Origin of the sequence: Tepidiphilus baoligensis, from assembly GCF_012911495.1 — a bacterium.
Classification (GTDB): domain Bacteria; phylum Pseudomonadota; class Gammaproteobacteria; order Burkholderiales; family Rhodocyclaceae; genus Tepidiphilus; species Tepidiphilus olei.
This window is the reverse complement of record NZ_JAAAUB010000001.1, coordinates 264,614-277,509: the sequence shown is the minus strand read 5'-3', so window position 1 is coordinate 277,509 and position 12,896 is coordinate 264,614. Positions and strand designations below refer to the sequence as shown.

Annotated in this window: 14 protein-coding genes and 1 pseudogene; 9 read left to right on the top strand and 6 right to left on the bottom strand. The window is 65.6% G+C overall.

From position 1 onward, the window contains the following. Positions 1-181: 181 nt before the first annotated feature. The 5 genes from dusB to hemF are packed head-to-tail and all read left to right on the top strand — an operon-like array spanning position 182 to position 5,344. Complete coding sequence (gene dusB, locus GV368_RS01410) at positions 182-1,195, top strand: tRNA dihydrouridine synthase DusB (RefSeq protein ID WP_169114819.1); 1,014 nt, start codon at positions 182-184, stop codon at positions 1,193-1,195. Further along, positions 1,192-1,440: a helix-turn-helix domain-containing protein gene (locus tag GV368_RS01405; protein WP_206673193.1), complete on the top strand. Its 249-nt coding sequence runs from the start codon at positions 1,192-1,194 to the stop codon at positions 1,438-1,440. Before dusB ends, GV368_RS01405 begins: the two co-directional genes overlap by 4 nt. A gap of 21 nt (positions 1,441-1,461) precedes the next feature. Then, positions 1,462-3,045 carry a bifunctional phosphoribosylaminoimidazolecarboxamide formyltransferase/IMP cyclohydrolase gene (purH, locus tag GV368_RS01400; RefSeq protein ID WP_169114817.1) on the top strand — a complete coding sequence of 528 codons (1,584 nt, stop codon included), beginning with the start codon at positions 1,462-1,464 and terminating at the stop codon, positions 3,043-3,045. A 29-nt stretch (positions 3,046-3,074) separates the two neighbouring features. Continuing rightward, positions 3,075-4,385: a phosphoribosylamine--glycine ligase gene (purD, locus tag GV368_RS01395; RefSeq protein ID WP_169114815.1), complete on the top strand. Its 1,311-nt coding sequence runs from the start codon at positions 3,075-3,077 to the stop codon at positions 4,383-4,385. Continuing rightward, entirely contained in the window at positions 4,382-5,344 is a 963-nt protein-coding gene (gene hemF, locus GV368_RS01390; protein WP_169114813.1) for an oxygen-dependent coproporphyrinogen oxidase, read from the top strand. Before purD ends, hemF begins: the two co-directional genes overlap by 4 nt. Here hemF and GV368_RS01385 read toward each other — a convergent pair. From GV368_RS01385 to GV368_RS01375, 3 genes are all read right to left on the bottom strand, one after another. Beyond that, positions 5,328-5,648 carry a hypothetical protein gene (locus GV368_RS01385; protein WP_169114811.1) on the bottom strand — a complete coding sequence of 107 codons (321 nt, stop codon included), beginning with the start codon at positions 5,646-5,648 and terminating at the stop codon, positions 5,328-5,330. The genes hemF and GV368_RS01385 overlap by 17 nt on opposite strands. A 252-nt stretch (positions 5,649-5,900) precedes the next feature. Beyond that, positions 5,901-6,245, bottom strand: coding sequence for a type II toxin-antitoxin system HicB family antitoxin (locus tag GV368_RS11485; RefSeq protein WP_385916363.1), 345 nt, complete (start codon positions 6,243-6,245; stop codon positions 5,901-5,903). Then, positions 6,245-6,487, bottom strand: coding sequence for a type II toxin-antitoxin system HicA family toxin (locus GV368_RS01375; RefSeq protein WP_169114809.1), 243 nt, complete (start codon positions 6,485-6,487; stop codon positions 6,245-6,247). The genes GV368_RS11485 and GV368_RS01375 overlap by 1 nt, the downstream gene beginning before the upstream one ends. A 165-nt stretch (positions 6,488-6,652) precedes the next feature. On the opposite strand from GV368_RS01375, the gene pyk reads away from it, so the two are divergent. The 4 genes and pseudogenes from pyk to GV368_RS01355 all read left to right on the top strand — a co-directional run bounded on the left by pyk (position 6,653) and on the right by GV368_RS01355 (position 10,595). Beyond that, positions 6,653-8,104 carry a pyruvate kinase gene (gene pyk / locus GV368_RS01370; protein ID WP_169114807.1) on the top strand — a complete coding sequence of 484 codons (1,452 nt, stop codon included), beginning with the start codon at positions 6,653-6,655 and terminating at the stop codon, positions 8,102-8,104. A gap of 38 nt (positions 8,105-8,142) precedes the next feature. Then, positions 8,143-9,207, top strand: coding sequence for a class II fructose-bisphosphate aldolase (fba, locus tag GV368_RS01365; protein ID WP_169114805.1), 1,065 nt, complete (start codon positions 8,143-8,145; stop codon positions 9,205-9,207). A gap of 119 nt (positions 9,208-9,326) precedes the next feature. Further along, positions 9,327-9,596 (top strand): annotated as a pseudogene (locus GV368_RS11040) (hypothetical protein); the annotation flags it as partial. 114 nt (positions 9,597-9,710) lie between these two features. After that, complete coding sequence (locus GV368_RS01355; RefSeq protein WP_169114803.1) at positions 9,711-10,595, top strand: phosphoribulokinase; 885 nt, start codon at positions 9,711-9,713, stop codon at positions 10,593-10,595. Positions 10,596-10,598: 3 nt separating this feature from the next. Here GV368_RS01355 and aroG read toward each other — a convergent pair whose 3' ends face one another. The 3 genes from aroG to yjgA are packed head-to-tail and all read right to left on the bottom strand — an operon-like array spanning position 10,599 to position 12,858. After that, on the bottom strand, positions 10,599-11,690 hold the full coding sequence (gene aroG, locus GV368_RS01350) for a 3-deoxy-7-phosphoheptulonate synthase AroG (protein ID WP_169114801.1): 1,092 nt from the start codon (positions 11,688-11,690) through the stop codon (positions 10,599-10,601). A 17-nt stretch (positions 11,691-11,707) separates the two neighbouring features. After that, on the bottom strand, positions 11,708-12,298 hold the full coding sequence (gene mog, locus GV368_RS01345; protein ID WP_169114799.1) for a molybdopterin adenylyltransferase: 591 nt from the start codon (positions 12,296-12,298) through the stop codon (positions 11,708-11,710). Then, a complete protein-coding gene (yjgA, locus tag GV368_RS01340) occupies positions 12,295-12,858 on the bottom strand; it encodes a ribosome biogenesis factor YjgA (protein WP_142810185.1) in 564 nt (187 codons plus the stop codon). The genes mog and yjgA overlap by 4 nt, the downstream gene beginning before the upstream one ends. Positions 12,859-12,896 lie beyond the last annotated feature (38 nt).

The window sequence follows — 12,896 nt, the reverse complement described above, 5'->3', positions numbered from 1 at the left end:
GCGGGATGAAGCGCAAGGCGCACGGAGCGCAGCGACCGAGACATATCGAGTAGATAGGCGAGGGAGCGAGCACCGCGCAACGCAGCGATTCGCCCGCGCAGCCAATTATTCAGCGTTTCCCTAGCGGCAAGCGCTGCGGTATACTTGCCCGTTCCCGACGAACGACACCCACCCCACCGCGATGGATTATCTCGGCTTTCGCCTGCGCAACAACCTCTTCGTCGCCCCGATGGCAGGGGTCACCGACCGCCCCTTCCGGCAGCTGTGCAAGCGCCTGGGCGCGGGACTGGCGGTCTCCGAGATGGTCACCTCCAATTCGCTCCTCTATGGCAGCGCCAAGACCCTGCGCCGGGCCGACCACAGGGGCGAAGTCGAACCCATCGTCGTGCAGATCGCCGGCGCCGACCCCGAAATGATGGCGCAGGCGGCGCGCCACAACGTCGAGCGCGGGGCGCAGATCATCGACATCAACATGGGCTGCCCGGCGAAGAAAGTGTGCAACGTCTATGCGGGTTCCGCGCTCATGCAAGACGAAGCGCTCGCCGCCCGCATCCTGGAAGCCGTGGTGCGCGCCGTGCCCGACACCCCGGTGACGCTCAAGATGCGTACCGGCTGGAACCGCGCCAACAAGAACGCCCCGCGCCTGGCGCGCATCGCCGAATCCTGCGGCATCCGGGCGCTCGCCATCCACGGCCGCACCCGGGCCGATCAGTACATGGGCGAAGCGGAATACGACACCATCGCCCTGGTGAAGACCCTCGTCTCCATTCCCGTGATCGCCAACGGCGACATCACCACGCCCGAGAAAGCCCGCGCCGTGCTGGACTACACTGGCGCCGACGGCGTGATGATCGGCCGCGCCGCCCAGGGGCGCCCCTGGCTCTTTCGCGAGATCGAACACTACCTCGCCACCGGAAAGCACCTGCCGCCGCCTTCGCCGCTCGAGATCCGCGCCCTGCTGCTCGAACACCTCGAAGACCTCTATGCCTTCTACGGCGAGGCAACGGGCGTGAAGATCGCCCGCAAGCACATCTCCTGGTACACCAAGGGCCTCGTCGGCTCGGCGGCTTTCCGCCAGCGCATGAACCGGCTCGAGACGGTGGCCGAACAACGCGAAGCGATCGACGAGTTCTTCGGCGAACTCGCCAGCCGGGGGATCGAACCCCTGGAAACGACCGACGAGGTCTGCGCATGAAACCGATGCCCGAATGCCGCGACGAGCTCGGCCGGGCAGTGCTCGCCACGCTCGAGCGCTATTTCCACGACCTCGAGGGCCAGACACCCACGGGTCTGTACGCGCTGGTGATGGACCGAGTCGAGAGCGAACTCATCCGCTACATCCTCGCCCGCGCCGACGGCAACCAGACGCTGGCGGCACAGATGCTCGGCATCAACCGCAACACGCTACGGCGCAAGATCCAGCAATACCATCTCGGCTGACCCTCACGCACGGAAATCATCATGACGGAAAGATACGCACTCCTCAGCGTCTCGGACAAGACCGGGATCGTCGAATTCGCCCGAGGGCTCGAACGGCTGGGCCTGCGCCTGCTCTCCACCGGCGGTACGGCCCAAGTGCTGCGCGAAGCCGGGTTGAACGTCACCGACGTGGCCGAACACACGGGATTTCCCGAGATGCTCGATGGCCGCGTCAAGACCCTGCACCCCCGCGTACACAGCGGCATCCTCGCGCGGCGCGACGACGAAGCCCATCTGGCCGCGCTCGCCGCCCACGGCATCCCCCTCATCGACGTCGTGGCCGTCAACCTCTACCCCTTCGAGCAGACCGTGGCACGCCCGGGCTGCACCCTCGAAGAGGCGATCGAGAACATCGACATCGGCGGTCCGGCCATGGTACGCGCCGCGGCCAAGAATCACGGCAACGAGCAAGGGGGCGTGGCCGTGCTCACCGATCCGGCCGACTATGCGCCGCTGCTCGACGAGATGCACGCCAATGGCGGGCGCGTGAGCCATGCCACCCGTTACCGCCTCGCCGCCAAAGCCTTCACGCACACGGCACGCTACGATGCCGCCATTTCCCACTACCTCACCGCCCGCACCCCGGCGGGCGAGACGAGCCCATTCCCCGCCGCCTTTCAGCCGGCCTTCGACAAGGTGCAGGACCTGCGCTACGGCGAGAACCCGCATCAGAGCGCCGCTTTCTATCGCGACCCGAGGGCGGCCGCGGGCGGCATCGCCCAAGCGCAACAGCTCCAGGGCAAGGAGCTCTCCTACAACAACCTCGCCGACGCCGACGCCGCCTGGGAATGCGTCAAGAGCTTCGCCGCGGATGCCGACGGTCCCGCCTGCGTCATCGTCAAGCACGCCAATCCCTGCGGCGTCGCGCTCGGGGAAACCCCACTCGAAGCCTATCAACGGGCCTTCGCCACCGACCCGACCTCCGCCTTCGGCGGCATCATCGCCTTCAACGTGCCCGTGGACGCAGCCGCGGCGCAGGCCGTCTCCTCGCAGTTCCTCGAAGTGCTCATCGCGCCGGGTTACACCCACGAGGCGCTCGAAGTGCTCGCGGCGAAGAAGAACGTGCGCGTGCTGCGCTGCCCGCTGGGCACCGATCCCGCCCAATGGGAATACAAGCGCATCGGCGGGGGACTCTTGGTGCAGACGCCGGATGCCCTCTCCTTCGACCCGGACCAGCTGCGCGTCGTTACCCGCCGCCAGCCCACCGCCGAAGAAATGCGCGATCTCCTCTTCGTGTGGCGCGTGGCCAAGTACGTCAAGTCGAACGCCATCGTCTATGGCAAGGAACGGCGTACCGTGGGCATCGGCGCGGGGCAAATGAGCCGGGTCGACTCCTCACGCATCGCCGTGATCAAGGCGCGCAACGCCGGTCTGGAGGTGCGCGGCAGCGTGGTCGCTTCCGACGCCTTCTTCCCCTTCAGAGATGGGCTCGACGTACTCGCCGAAGCCGGCGCCACCGCCGTCATCCAGCCCGGCGGGTCGGTGCGCGACGAAGAGGTGATCGCCGCAGCCGACGAGCATGGCCTTGCCATGGTCTTTACCGGCATCCGCCATTTCCGTCACTGAGCATCTGCAGAAGAACGAGCGAACCCCTCATGAAGAAACACGGACTCACCGTGATGGTCATCGGTAGCGGCGGGCGCGAGCACGCGCTCGCCTGGAAGCTCGCCCAATCGCCGCGCGTGCAGCACGTCCTCGTCGCCCCGGGCAACCCCGGTACCGTCCGCACGGAGAAATGCCACAACGTGCCGGCGAACACGATCGAGCAATGGCTCGACGCCGCCCGACGCGAACGCGTCGATCTCACCGTCGTCGGGCCGGAGGCACCGCTTGCCGCCGGTATCGTCGACGCTTTCCGCGAAGCGGGGCTTGCGATCTTCGGCCCGACCCAGGCCGCCGCTCGGCTCGAAGCGAGCAAGGATTTCGCCAAGCGTTTCATGCAGCGCCACGGGATTCCCACGGCCGCATACCAGACCTTCGCCGACGCCGCGCAGGCCCACGCCTGGGTCGAGGCCAAAGGAGCCCCCATCGTCGTCAAAGCCGACGGACTCGCCGCCGGCAAAGGGGTGGTGGTGGCGCAGACCCTTGCCGAGGCCCACGAGGCGATCGACCGCATGCTCGTGGCCAATGCTATGGGGGACGCCGGCGCACGGGTCGTCATCGAGGAATTCATGGAGGGCGAAGAGGCGAGCTTCATCGTCATCGCCGACGGGCGCAACGCCTTGGCCTTGGCCACCAGCCAGGACCACAAGCGCCTGCTCGACGGCGACCGCGGCCCCAACACCGGCGGCATGGGCGCCTACAGCCCCGCGCCGGTGGTCACCCCCGACGTGCACGCCCGCGTCATGCGCGAGATCATTCAACCCACCCTCGCCGGCATGGCCGCCGAAGGTACGCCCTACGTCGGATTTCTCTATGCAGGTCTCATGATCTCGCCGCAAGGCGAACCGCGGGTGGTCGAATTCAACTGCCGCCTGGGCGACCCCGAGGCGCAGCCGCTGCTCGTGCGCCTCAAGACCGACCTCGTCGATCTCATCGAAGCGGCGCTTGCCGGCTCCCTGCTCGAAATCGAGGCGCAATGGGACCGTCGCCCGGCGGTGGGCGTGGTGCTCGCTGCCGCCGGCTATCCGGAAGCCCCGCGCAAAGGCGACGTCATCACGGGGCTGCCCGAAGAATGCACCCCCCTCGAGCCTCAGGAACCGGTGCTCGTCTTCCACGCCGGTACCGCCGAGCGCGAAGGAAGAATCGTCACCAATGGCGGACGCGTAGTGTGCGTCACCGCACTCGGTGAGACACTGCGCGAGGCGATCGCGCGCGCCTACGCCATGGCCGACCGCATCGAGTTCGCCGGCAAACAGATGCGCCGCGACATCGGCCACCGGGCGCTCAACCGCCACCACCCATGACGCCCGACACCGCCGCGATCCGGGATCATTTCCTCGCGCTGCAGGCGCGCATCGTGGCGGCGCTTGCCAGAATCGACGGCCGCCCGTTTCGCGAAGATCGTTGGGAACGGCCCCAAGGCGAAGCGCTCGTGGGCGACGGAGTGAGCTGCATCACCGAAGACGGCCCGGTGCTCGAGCGCGGCGGCGTCAATTTTTCCCACGTGCGCGGCGCGAGCCTGCCGCCTTCGGCGAGCGCCCGGCGCCCCGAGCTCGCCGGGCGTGCCTTCGAGGCGCTGGGCGTGTCGCTCGTGCTGCACCCGCGCAATCCTTACTGCCCCACCGTACACCTCAACGTGCGCGCCTTCGTCGCCACCGCCGAAGGGCTGCCGCCCGTGTGGTGGTTCGGCGGCGGCATGGATCTCACGCCCTACTACCCCTTCGTCGAAGACATTACCCACTTCCACCGCGCCTGCCGCGACGCGGTGCTGGGCGCGGGCTTCGACGAAGCGCACTATCGTCACTACAAACGCTGGTGCGACGAGTACTTCTACCTGAAACACCGCAACGAGCCGCGCGGCGTGGGCGGCCTTTTCTTCGACGATCTGGGGGCCGACGGCACCATCCCCTTCGCCTCGGCCTGGCGCCTCACCCAAGCCGTGGGGGACGCCTTCCTGCCGGCCTATCTCCCCCTCCTCGAGCGGCGGCTCGCCCACCCTTACGGCGAGCGCGAGCGCGACTTCCAGGCCTACCGCCGCGGCCGCTACGTCGAATTCAACCTCGTATGGGACCGCGGCACCCATTTCGGCTTGCAAAGCGGCGGGCGCACCGAAGCCATCCTCATGTCGCTGCCGCCGCTCGCGCGCTGGCGCTACGACTGGCACCCCGAGCCCGGCAGCCCCGAGGCGGCGCTCTACGAGGTACTCGAGCCGCGCGATTGGGCCGAACGCTCGGCCGAGACGCCCCTCACCGGAACGGAATGAAGATCGGCGACACGTCGATCGTCACCCCCGGCTGGTAGTAGTACGGCCGCGCATAGCGATACTCCACCACCCGCGGCGGTGGCGCCCAGTCGCGATAGATCACGGTGCGCTCGCGCACCACCGTCACCGGGCGGCGATCCCAATGCCGGTCCCAGCCGTGGTGATGGCCGCGATCGAAATGGGCGCGGTAGTCCGGTTCATACCGTCCCCGATATCCATCGTGCCACGGTCCCCCCGCCCATACCGCCGAACTCCCCAAGAAAGCCAGCAATCCCAAGGCGGCAACCTTCTTCTTCGCATTCATGATCCTTCCTCCGACCAAGCTGTCTTTTTCCTGACTGCAGGATAGCGTCCCGGGCGCTCGCCGGGGGTAAAAAGGTGTTTCACCCGGACTTAGCCGCTACCGCAGGTTTGAAGAACGTTCGCTTCATCGAAGGTGATTTCGTTGCGCTTGGTCACGCATGGCCTACGGAACTGGGCCGGTTTCATTATGCTACAGCGCATGGCATCCTTTCCTGGATCGCAAGACCCGTGCGCGAGGGTCTCTACATCGGTTTTAGCTCTTCACGGCCATCCCTTCGGCAAGGAGAGAAACCACGAGCGTATTCATGCTCACGCCTTCTTGCGCGGCACGTGCGGCAAGCCTTGCGTGCAAGCTGCGCGGCAGTCTCAAGACAAACCGCCCCGACTCCGATCCGCTGCTAGGAGACGGGATGGGATCACCATATTCTTCTGCCGCTTCGAGCCATGCCTGAGCGGCGCGATAACCATCCGCAATGGCCTCTTCCGGCGTCTCGCCATCACCTATGCATCCCGGCAGGTCGGGGAATACGGCAAGCCAACCGCCGCCGTCCTCTTCCGGGAGACGGCGAATTTCTACAGGGTAATTTCTGCTGTCGATCACTCTTCGTCTCCAAGTCCCGTATCGATCAATCGAACCAAGGCTTTTATGTAGATCGGTTTGATGGGTCGATGTGCAGGAATGCTGATTTTTCGGCCTGCGGCATTGCGCAGGATGTAGTGGCTTCCACCACGATGGAAGACAGTTAGTCCGAATGCGCGAGCGACGGTTTCCACCTGGTCGATTCGCCAGTCTCTCGGGTTCTGGCGCATGGATTCGAGCAGTTTTCTTGGGGTGCTCATGAGCCAAATGATACTCGTTCCAATATCGCCAAACAAGCTCAGGAACAACAACTTCCAGGGGAAAATGAACGGAATGATCAGGTAAAAGACTGACGGTAACGCCGGACCTTCTTGCTACAATGGACGCAACGCTCGATCACCTTTCCGTCGTCATCCGGAGCCCTCATGTCGCTACGTCACACCAAGATCGTCGCCACGCTCGGGCCGGCGAGCTCCAGCCTTGAGGTGCTCGGTCGCATGATCGATGCCGGGCTCGACGTCGCCCGGCTCAACTTCTCCCACGGCAGCCCCGACGAGCATCGTGCCCGCGCCCGGCTGGTGCGCGAGCTCGCCCTCGAACGGGAAAGGCCCGTGGGGCTACTCGGTGACCTGCAAGGGCCGAAGATCCGCATCGGCAAATTCGCCCACGGGAAAATCACGCTCGAGCGCGGACAGAAATTCGTGCTCGACGTCCACTGCCCCGTGGGCGACGAGACCCGCGTCGGGCTCGACTACCCCGATCTGCCGCGCGACGTCCGCCCCGGCGACGTACTGCTGCTCGACGACGGAAAAATCCGGCTGCAGGTCGATTACGTCGCCGGCGATCGCATCCATACCACGGTGCTCGTGGGCGGCGTGCTCTCCGATCACAAGGGCATCAACCGGCAGGGCGGCGGCCTCTCGGCCCCGGCGCTCACCGCCAAGGACATGGAAGACATCCGTCTCGCCGCCGAACTCGACGTAGACTTCCTCGCCGTGTCCTTCCCCAAAAACGCCGCCGACATCTACATGGCCCGCCAGCTCATGCGCGCCGCCGGCGGGCACGCGCTCATCATCGCCAAGATCGAACGCATCGAGGCGGTGCAAAACCTCGAGGAAATCCTGCAGGCGAGCGACGGCATCATGGTCGCACGCGGCGACCTCGCCGTCGAAGTGGGTGATGCGGCGGTACCGGCGCTACAGAAAAAGATGCTGCGGCTCGCACGTGAGCACAAGCGGCTCGCCATCACCGCCACGCAGATGATGGAATCGATGATCGAGAGCCCGGTGCCCACGCGCGCCGAAGTCTCGGACGTGGCCAACGCCGTGCTCGACGGTACCGACGCGGTCATGCTCTCGGCCGAGACCGCCAGCGGCCGTTATCCGGTCGAGACGGTGGAAGCCATGCACCGCGTCTGCCTCGAAGCCGAACGCTCCCAGGAGAGCTCACTCGATCGCGAACTGCTCGACCGGGTCTTCACCCGCATCGACGAGGCGATCGCCATGTCGGCGATCTGGACCGGCTGGCACCTGCGCGTCAAGGCCATCGCCGCCATGACCCAGACCGGCGCCACCGCCCTGTGGATGAGCCGGATCAACAGCGGCGTGCCCATCTTCGCCCTCACCCCCGACGCGCACACGCGCAACCAGATGACCCTCTACCGGCAGGTCACGCCCATCCTCGTGTCGCAAGTCCATCAGGACCGCGACGAAATGCTGTGGGAAGCGGAGAAGATCCTGCTCGAGCGCGGCATCGTCGCCTACGACGATCTCATCGCGCTCACCATTGGCGAACCCATCGGCGTGCCCGGCGGCACCAACACCCTCAAGATCGTGCGCGTCGGCCAGACCCTGCGGGCCGCCGTCCCGCCGGTGTAGAATCCGCCCGAACAATCCGCTTCAAGGAGAAACGTCCCATGCCCCTCGTCTCGATGCGCCAGCTGCTCGATCACGCCGCCGAACACGGCTACGGCATTCCCGCCTTCAACGTAAACAACCTCGAACAAGTGCAGGCGATCATGGAGGCCGCGGCCGAGACCGACAGCCCCGTGATCATGCAGGCTTCGGCCGGCGCGCGCAAGTATGCCGGCGAACCCTTCCTGCGCCACCTGCTGCTCGCCGCGATCGAAGCCTACCCCCATCTGCCGGTCGTGATGCACCAGGATCACGGCCAGACCCCGGCCGTGTGCATGGCCGCCATCCGCTCCGGCTTCACCAGCGTGATGATGGACGGATCGCTGCTGGAAGACGGCAAAACCCCTTCTTCCTATGAATATAACGTGGCCGTCACCCAGGAAGTGGTGCGCTTTGCCCACTACATCGGCGTGACGGTCGAAGCCGAGCTCGGCTGTCTGGGCTCGCTCGAAACCGGCAAGGCGGGCGAAGAAGACGGCATCGGCGCGGCCGGCACGCTCGCGCACTCGATGCTGCTCACCGACCCCGAGCAGGCCGCCGACTTCGTGCGCGCCACGCAGTGCGACGCGCTGGCGATCGCCATCGGCACCAGCCACGGCGCCTACAAGTTCTCGCGCAAGCCCACCGGCGACATCCTGGCCATCGAGCGCGTCAAGGAAATCCACGCCCGGCTGCCCAACACCCACCTCGTCATGCACGGCTCCTCCAGCGTGCCGCAGGAGCTGCTCGAAGAAATCCGGCGCTACGGCGGCGACATGAAAGAGACCTATGGCGTGCCCGTCGAGGAGATCCAAACCGCCATCCGCTACGGCGTGCGCAAGATCAACATCGACACCGACATCCGCCTGGCGATGACCGGCGCGATCCGCCGCTTCTTCGCCGAGTCGCCCGACAAGTTCGACCCGCGCGAATACCTCAAACCGGCGCGCGCCGCCGCCAAAGCCGTGTGCAAATCGCGCTACGAAGCGTTTGGCTGCGCCGGCATGGCGAGCAAGATCAAACCGATCCCGCTCGAGAAAATGGCCGAGCGCTATCGCTCGGGCGAACTCGCGCAGCAAGTACGCTGATTCCCGAGCCCGCCATGTGCGGGCTTGTTCCTCTTACGAGGAGGAAACACCCTATGAGCGAAGAACGCCGCATCAGCCGCTTTCCCGTCGCCCGGCTCGACGAGGGAAACGCTGAAGAAATGAGCGAGCGGGATGAAGCGCAAGGCGCACGGAGCGCAGCGACCGAGACATATCAACTAGATAGGCGAGGGAGCGAGCACCGCGCAACGCAGCGATTCGCCCGCGCAGCCAATTATTCAGCGTTTCCCGAGCTGCCCGAAGACATCCGCGCCCGCATCCTCGCGGTGCAGGAGAAGACTGGATTCATCCCCAACGTCTTCCTCGCCCTCGCCCACCGACCCGAGGAATTCCGCGCCTTCTTCGCCTATCACGACGCGCTCATGGAAAAGTACAGCATGAGCAACCGCATCGCCAACATGAGCGCCCTGCGGCCCAACGATGAGTTCTACGCCATGGGACGGACATAAAGGCGTATACTGCGAGAGCGATACGCAGGCACTGCCATGTCGATCAAACATCCCATCATCGCGGTCACCGGCTCTTCCGGCGCCGGTACGAGCACCATCACCCGCACCTTCGTGCGCATCTTCGAGCGCGAAGGGGTCAATGCCGCCGTGGTCGAGGGCGACGCTTTCCACGCCTTCGACCGTGCCGAGATGCGCCGGCGCATCGCCGAAGAGGCCGCGCGCGGCAATCATCACTTCAGCCATTTCGGCCCCGAGGCAAATCTGGTCGACGAGCTGGAGAATCTCTTTCGCTCCTACTCGGAGAGCGGCACTGGCCGCACGCGCCACTACCTGCACGACGTCGAGGAGGCCGCCAAATACGGCGGAGAGCCAGGTACCTTCACCCCGTGGGAGCCTCTGCCGGAGAACACCGATCTCCTCTTCTACGAGGGGCTGCACGGTGGTCTGGTGACCGAGACGCACGACATGGCGCGTTTCGTGGATCTCTTGATCGGCGTGGTGCCCATCATCAACCTCGAGTGGATCCAGAAACTGTGGCGGGACCGCAGCGAGCGCGGCTATTCCACGGAGGCCGTCACCGACACCATTTTGCGCCGCATGCCCGACTACGTGCGCTACATCTGCCCCCAGTTCAGCCGCACGCACGTCAATTTCCAGCGCATCCCGGTGGTCGATACCTCCAACCCCTTCATCGCCCGCGACGTGCCCACCGCCGACGAAAGCCTGGTGGTGATCCGCTTCGCCAACCCGCGCGGCATCGACTTCCCCTACCTGCTCAACATGATCGCCGACTCCTTCATGAGCCGCGCGAACACCTTGGTGATCCCCGGGGGCAAGATGGAACTGGCGATGCAGCTCATCTTCACCCCCTTCGTCTGGCGCCTGATGGAGCGGCGCCAGCGGGTGATGGGGGTACTCTAGCGCTCAAGCGCGCTGCGCGAGCGCCACCCGCCGCGCCCGAACCGCTTCGGCGAGGCGATCGAGCGCCGTGACCGTGTCTTCCCAGCCGATGCAGGCGTCGGTGATGCTCTTGCCGTATTCGAGCGGTTTGCCCGGCATCAGATCCTGCCGCCCTTCCTTGAGGTGCGATTCGATCATCACGCCGATGATGCGATCCTCGCCCCCGGTGAGCTGTTCGGCCACCGATTCGACCACTTCGAGTTGCCGCTTGAACTGCTTACGGCTGTTGCCGTGCGAGCAGTCGATCATCACCTTGGCCGGGATGCCGGCCGCCGCCAAGTCGCGGCAGGCCGCTTCGACGCTGTTGGCGTCGTAGTTGGGCTCCTTGCCGCCGCGCAGGATGACGTGGCAGTCTTCGTTGCCGGTGGTGCTGACGATGGCCGAATGCCCTGCCTTGGTCACCGAGAGGAAATGGTGCGGCGCCTGGGCCGCTTTGATCGCGTCGATGGCGATACGCACGTTGCCGTCGGTGCCGTTCTTGAAACCCACCGGGCAGGAGAGCCCCGAGGCGAGCTCGCGGTGTACCTGGCTCTCGGTGGTACGCGCCCCGATCGCGCCCCAGGCGATGAGGTCGGCGATGTACTGCGGCGTGATCATGTCGAGGAACTCGGTACCGGCCGGCAGTCCCATCTCGGTGATCTCCCACAACAACCGACGAGCCAGGCGGATGCCATCGTTGATGCGGAAAGAATCATCGAGGTAAGGATCGTTGATGAGCCCTTTCCAGCCGACCGTCGTGCGCGGCTTCTCGAAGTAGACGCGCATCACCACCAGCAGATCGCCGCGCAAGCGATCCGCCTGTTCCTTGAGTCGACGGGCGTATTCCAGCGCCGCCTCCGGATCGTGGATCGAACAGGGACCGACGACCACGAGCAAGCGATCGTCGGCGCCATAGAGGATGCGGTGGATCGCCTGGCGAGCCAAAAAAGTGGTCTCGGCCGAGGCCGGCGTAGCGGGAAACTCGCGCAGCACGTGCGCCGGCGGCACGAGCTCTTTGATCTCCTTGATTCTAACGTCATCGATGTGCAGACGGGTGTGGGCTTTGACGGTATTCATACGCTTTCCTCGCTGGCTCATCCCTGGGTGGATTTGACGGCGCTCTTGGGGCGAAACGCCGCGACGACCGAGGGATCCGTTTCCAGATAGGGCCCACCGATGAGATCGATCGCATAGGGAATCGCTGCGAAGATGCCGGCATGGAGCACCTTACCCTCGGCGTCGCGCAACCCCTCCAGGGTTTCTTGGATGGACTTCGGCTGCCCCGGAAAGTTCACGATCAGGGTGCGTCCTCGGATCACCGCCACCTGGCGCGACAGGATGGCCGTGGGGACGAAGCGCAGGCCGATGCGTCGCATCTCTTCGCCGAAGCCGGGGAGTTCCTTCTCGGCAACGGCGAGCGTGGCTTCGGGCGTGACGTCGCGCGGGGCCGGCCCCGTCCCACCGGTGGTGAAGACGAGGCAGCAGCCGAGCTCGTCGGCGAGCTCGATCAAGGTGCGCTCGATCACGGGACGCTCATCGGGAATCAGGCGCCTCTCCGCCCGCCAGGGCGAAACGAGCGCCCGGGAAAGCCATGTCTCCAGCGCCGGCAGGCCACGATCCTCATAGACGCCCTGGCTCGCCCGGTCGCTCACCGACACGAGCCCGATCACCGCCTCTGCCTTCATGCCTCTCTCTCCTCGCGTTCTCCCGCACCCCACGGCAGATCTGCCTCATGGGCCTCGACCAAGGACTTCAACTCACGATAGATCGCGCGATACGCCTCGCTGACGAACGTTTCCTTCTGCCGCTCTTCCAGTACCTTGCGCCGCAACACGCGCAGATGCTGCACGTCGGCTTCCGGCGCCCAGGAGAGGATCTCGCCCAATACCCGCTCATCTTCGAGGAAACGCTCACGCAAGCGTTCCAGCTGCGCCCGACGCGCCTTCGCCTGAGGCGAATCCCCCTCGAGGGATTCGAGGCGAGCGGCGATCGCCGCCGCATCGACCACACGCATGAGCCGCCCGACGTACTGCATCTGCCGCCTTCGCGCCTCGTGTTTGCCCTCCAGTCGCTTGGCTTCCAGAATGGCCGCGAGCAGAGATTCAGGGAGATCGAGTCGCGACAGCCGCTCACGCGACAGCGCCGTGAGCCGCTCACCCAGATCTTGCAGGGCGATCATCGCTTTCTTGCGCCGCGTCTTCGACGGTGGGATCTCGGGGCGATCTTTGGGCGGAGGAAGCGGCATTGGAAGCAAGCACTCTGGATCATGGTCGGGAAGGATAG

Excerpts from the sequence above, each read along its gene's own strand:
- dusB (WP_169114819.1), top strand. The coding sequence starts at position 182 with ATGGATTATCTCGGCTTTCGCCTGCGCAACAACCTCTTCGTCGCCCCG.
- GV368_RS01405 (WP_206673193.1), top strand. The coding sequence starts at position 1,192 with ATGAAACCGATGCCCGAATGCCGCGACGAGCTCGGCCGGGCAGTGCTC.
- purH (WP_169114817.1), top strand. The coding sequence starts at position 1,462 with ATGACGGAAAGATACGCACTCCTCAGCGTCTCGGACAAGACCGGGATC.
- purD (WP_169114815.1), top strand. The coding sequence starts at position 3,075 with ATGAAGAAACACGGACTCACCGTGATGGTCATCGGTAGCGGCGGGCGC.
- hemF (WP_169114813.1), top strand. The coding sequence starts at position 4,382 with ATGACGCCCGACACCGCCGCGATCCGGGATCATTTCCTCGCGCTGCAG.
- GV368_RS01385 (WP_169114811.1), bottom strand. The coding sequence starts at position 5,648 with ATGAATGCGAAGAAGAAGGTTGCCGCCTTGGGATTGCTGGCTTTCTTG.
- GV368_RS01375 (WP_169114809.1), bottom strand. The coding sequence starts at position 6,487 with ATGAGCACCCCAAGAAAACTGCTCGAATCCATGCGCCAGAACCCGAGA.
- pyk (WP_169114807.1), top strand. The coding sequence starts at position 6,653 with ATGTCGCTACGTCACACCAAGATCGTCGCCACGCTCGGGCCGGCGAGC.
- fba (WP_169114805.1), top strand. The coding sequence starts at position 8,143 with ATGCCCCTCGTCTCGATGCGCCAGCTGCTCGATCACGCCGCCGAACAC.
- GV368_RS01355 (WP_169114803.1), top strand. The coding sequence starts at position 9,711 with ATGTCGATCAAACATCCCATCATCGCGGTCACCGGCTCTTCCGGCGCC.
- aroG (WP_169114801.1), bottom strand. The coding sequence starts at position 11,690 with ATGAATACCGTCAAAGCCCACACCCGTCTGCACATCGATGACGTTAGA.
- mog (WP_169114799.1), bottom strand. The coding sequence starts at position 12,298 with ATGAAGGCAGAGGCGGTGATCGGGCTCGTGTCGGTGAGCGACCGGGCG.
- yjgA (WP_142810185.1), bottom strand. The coding sequence starts at position 12,858 with ATGCCGCTTCCTCCGCCCAAAGATCGCCCCGAGATCCCACCGTCGAAG.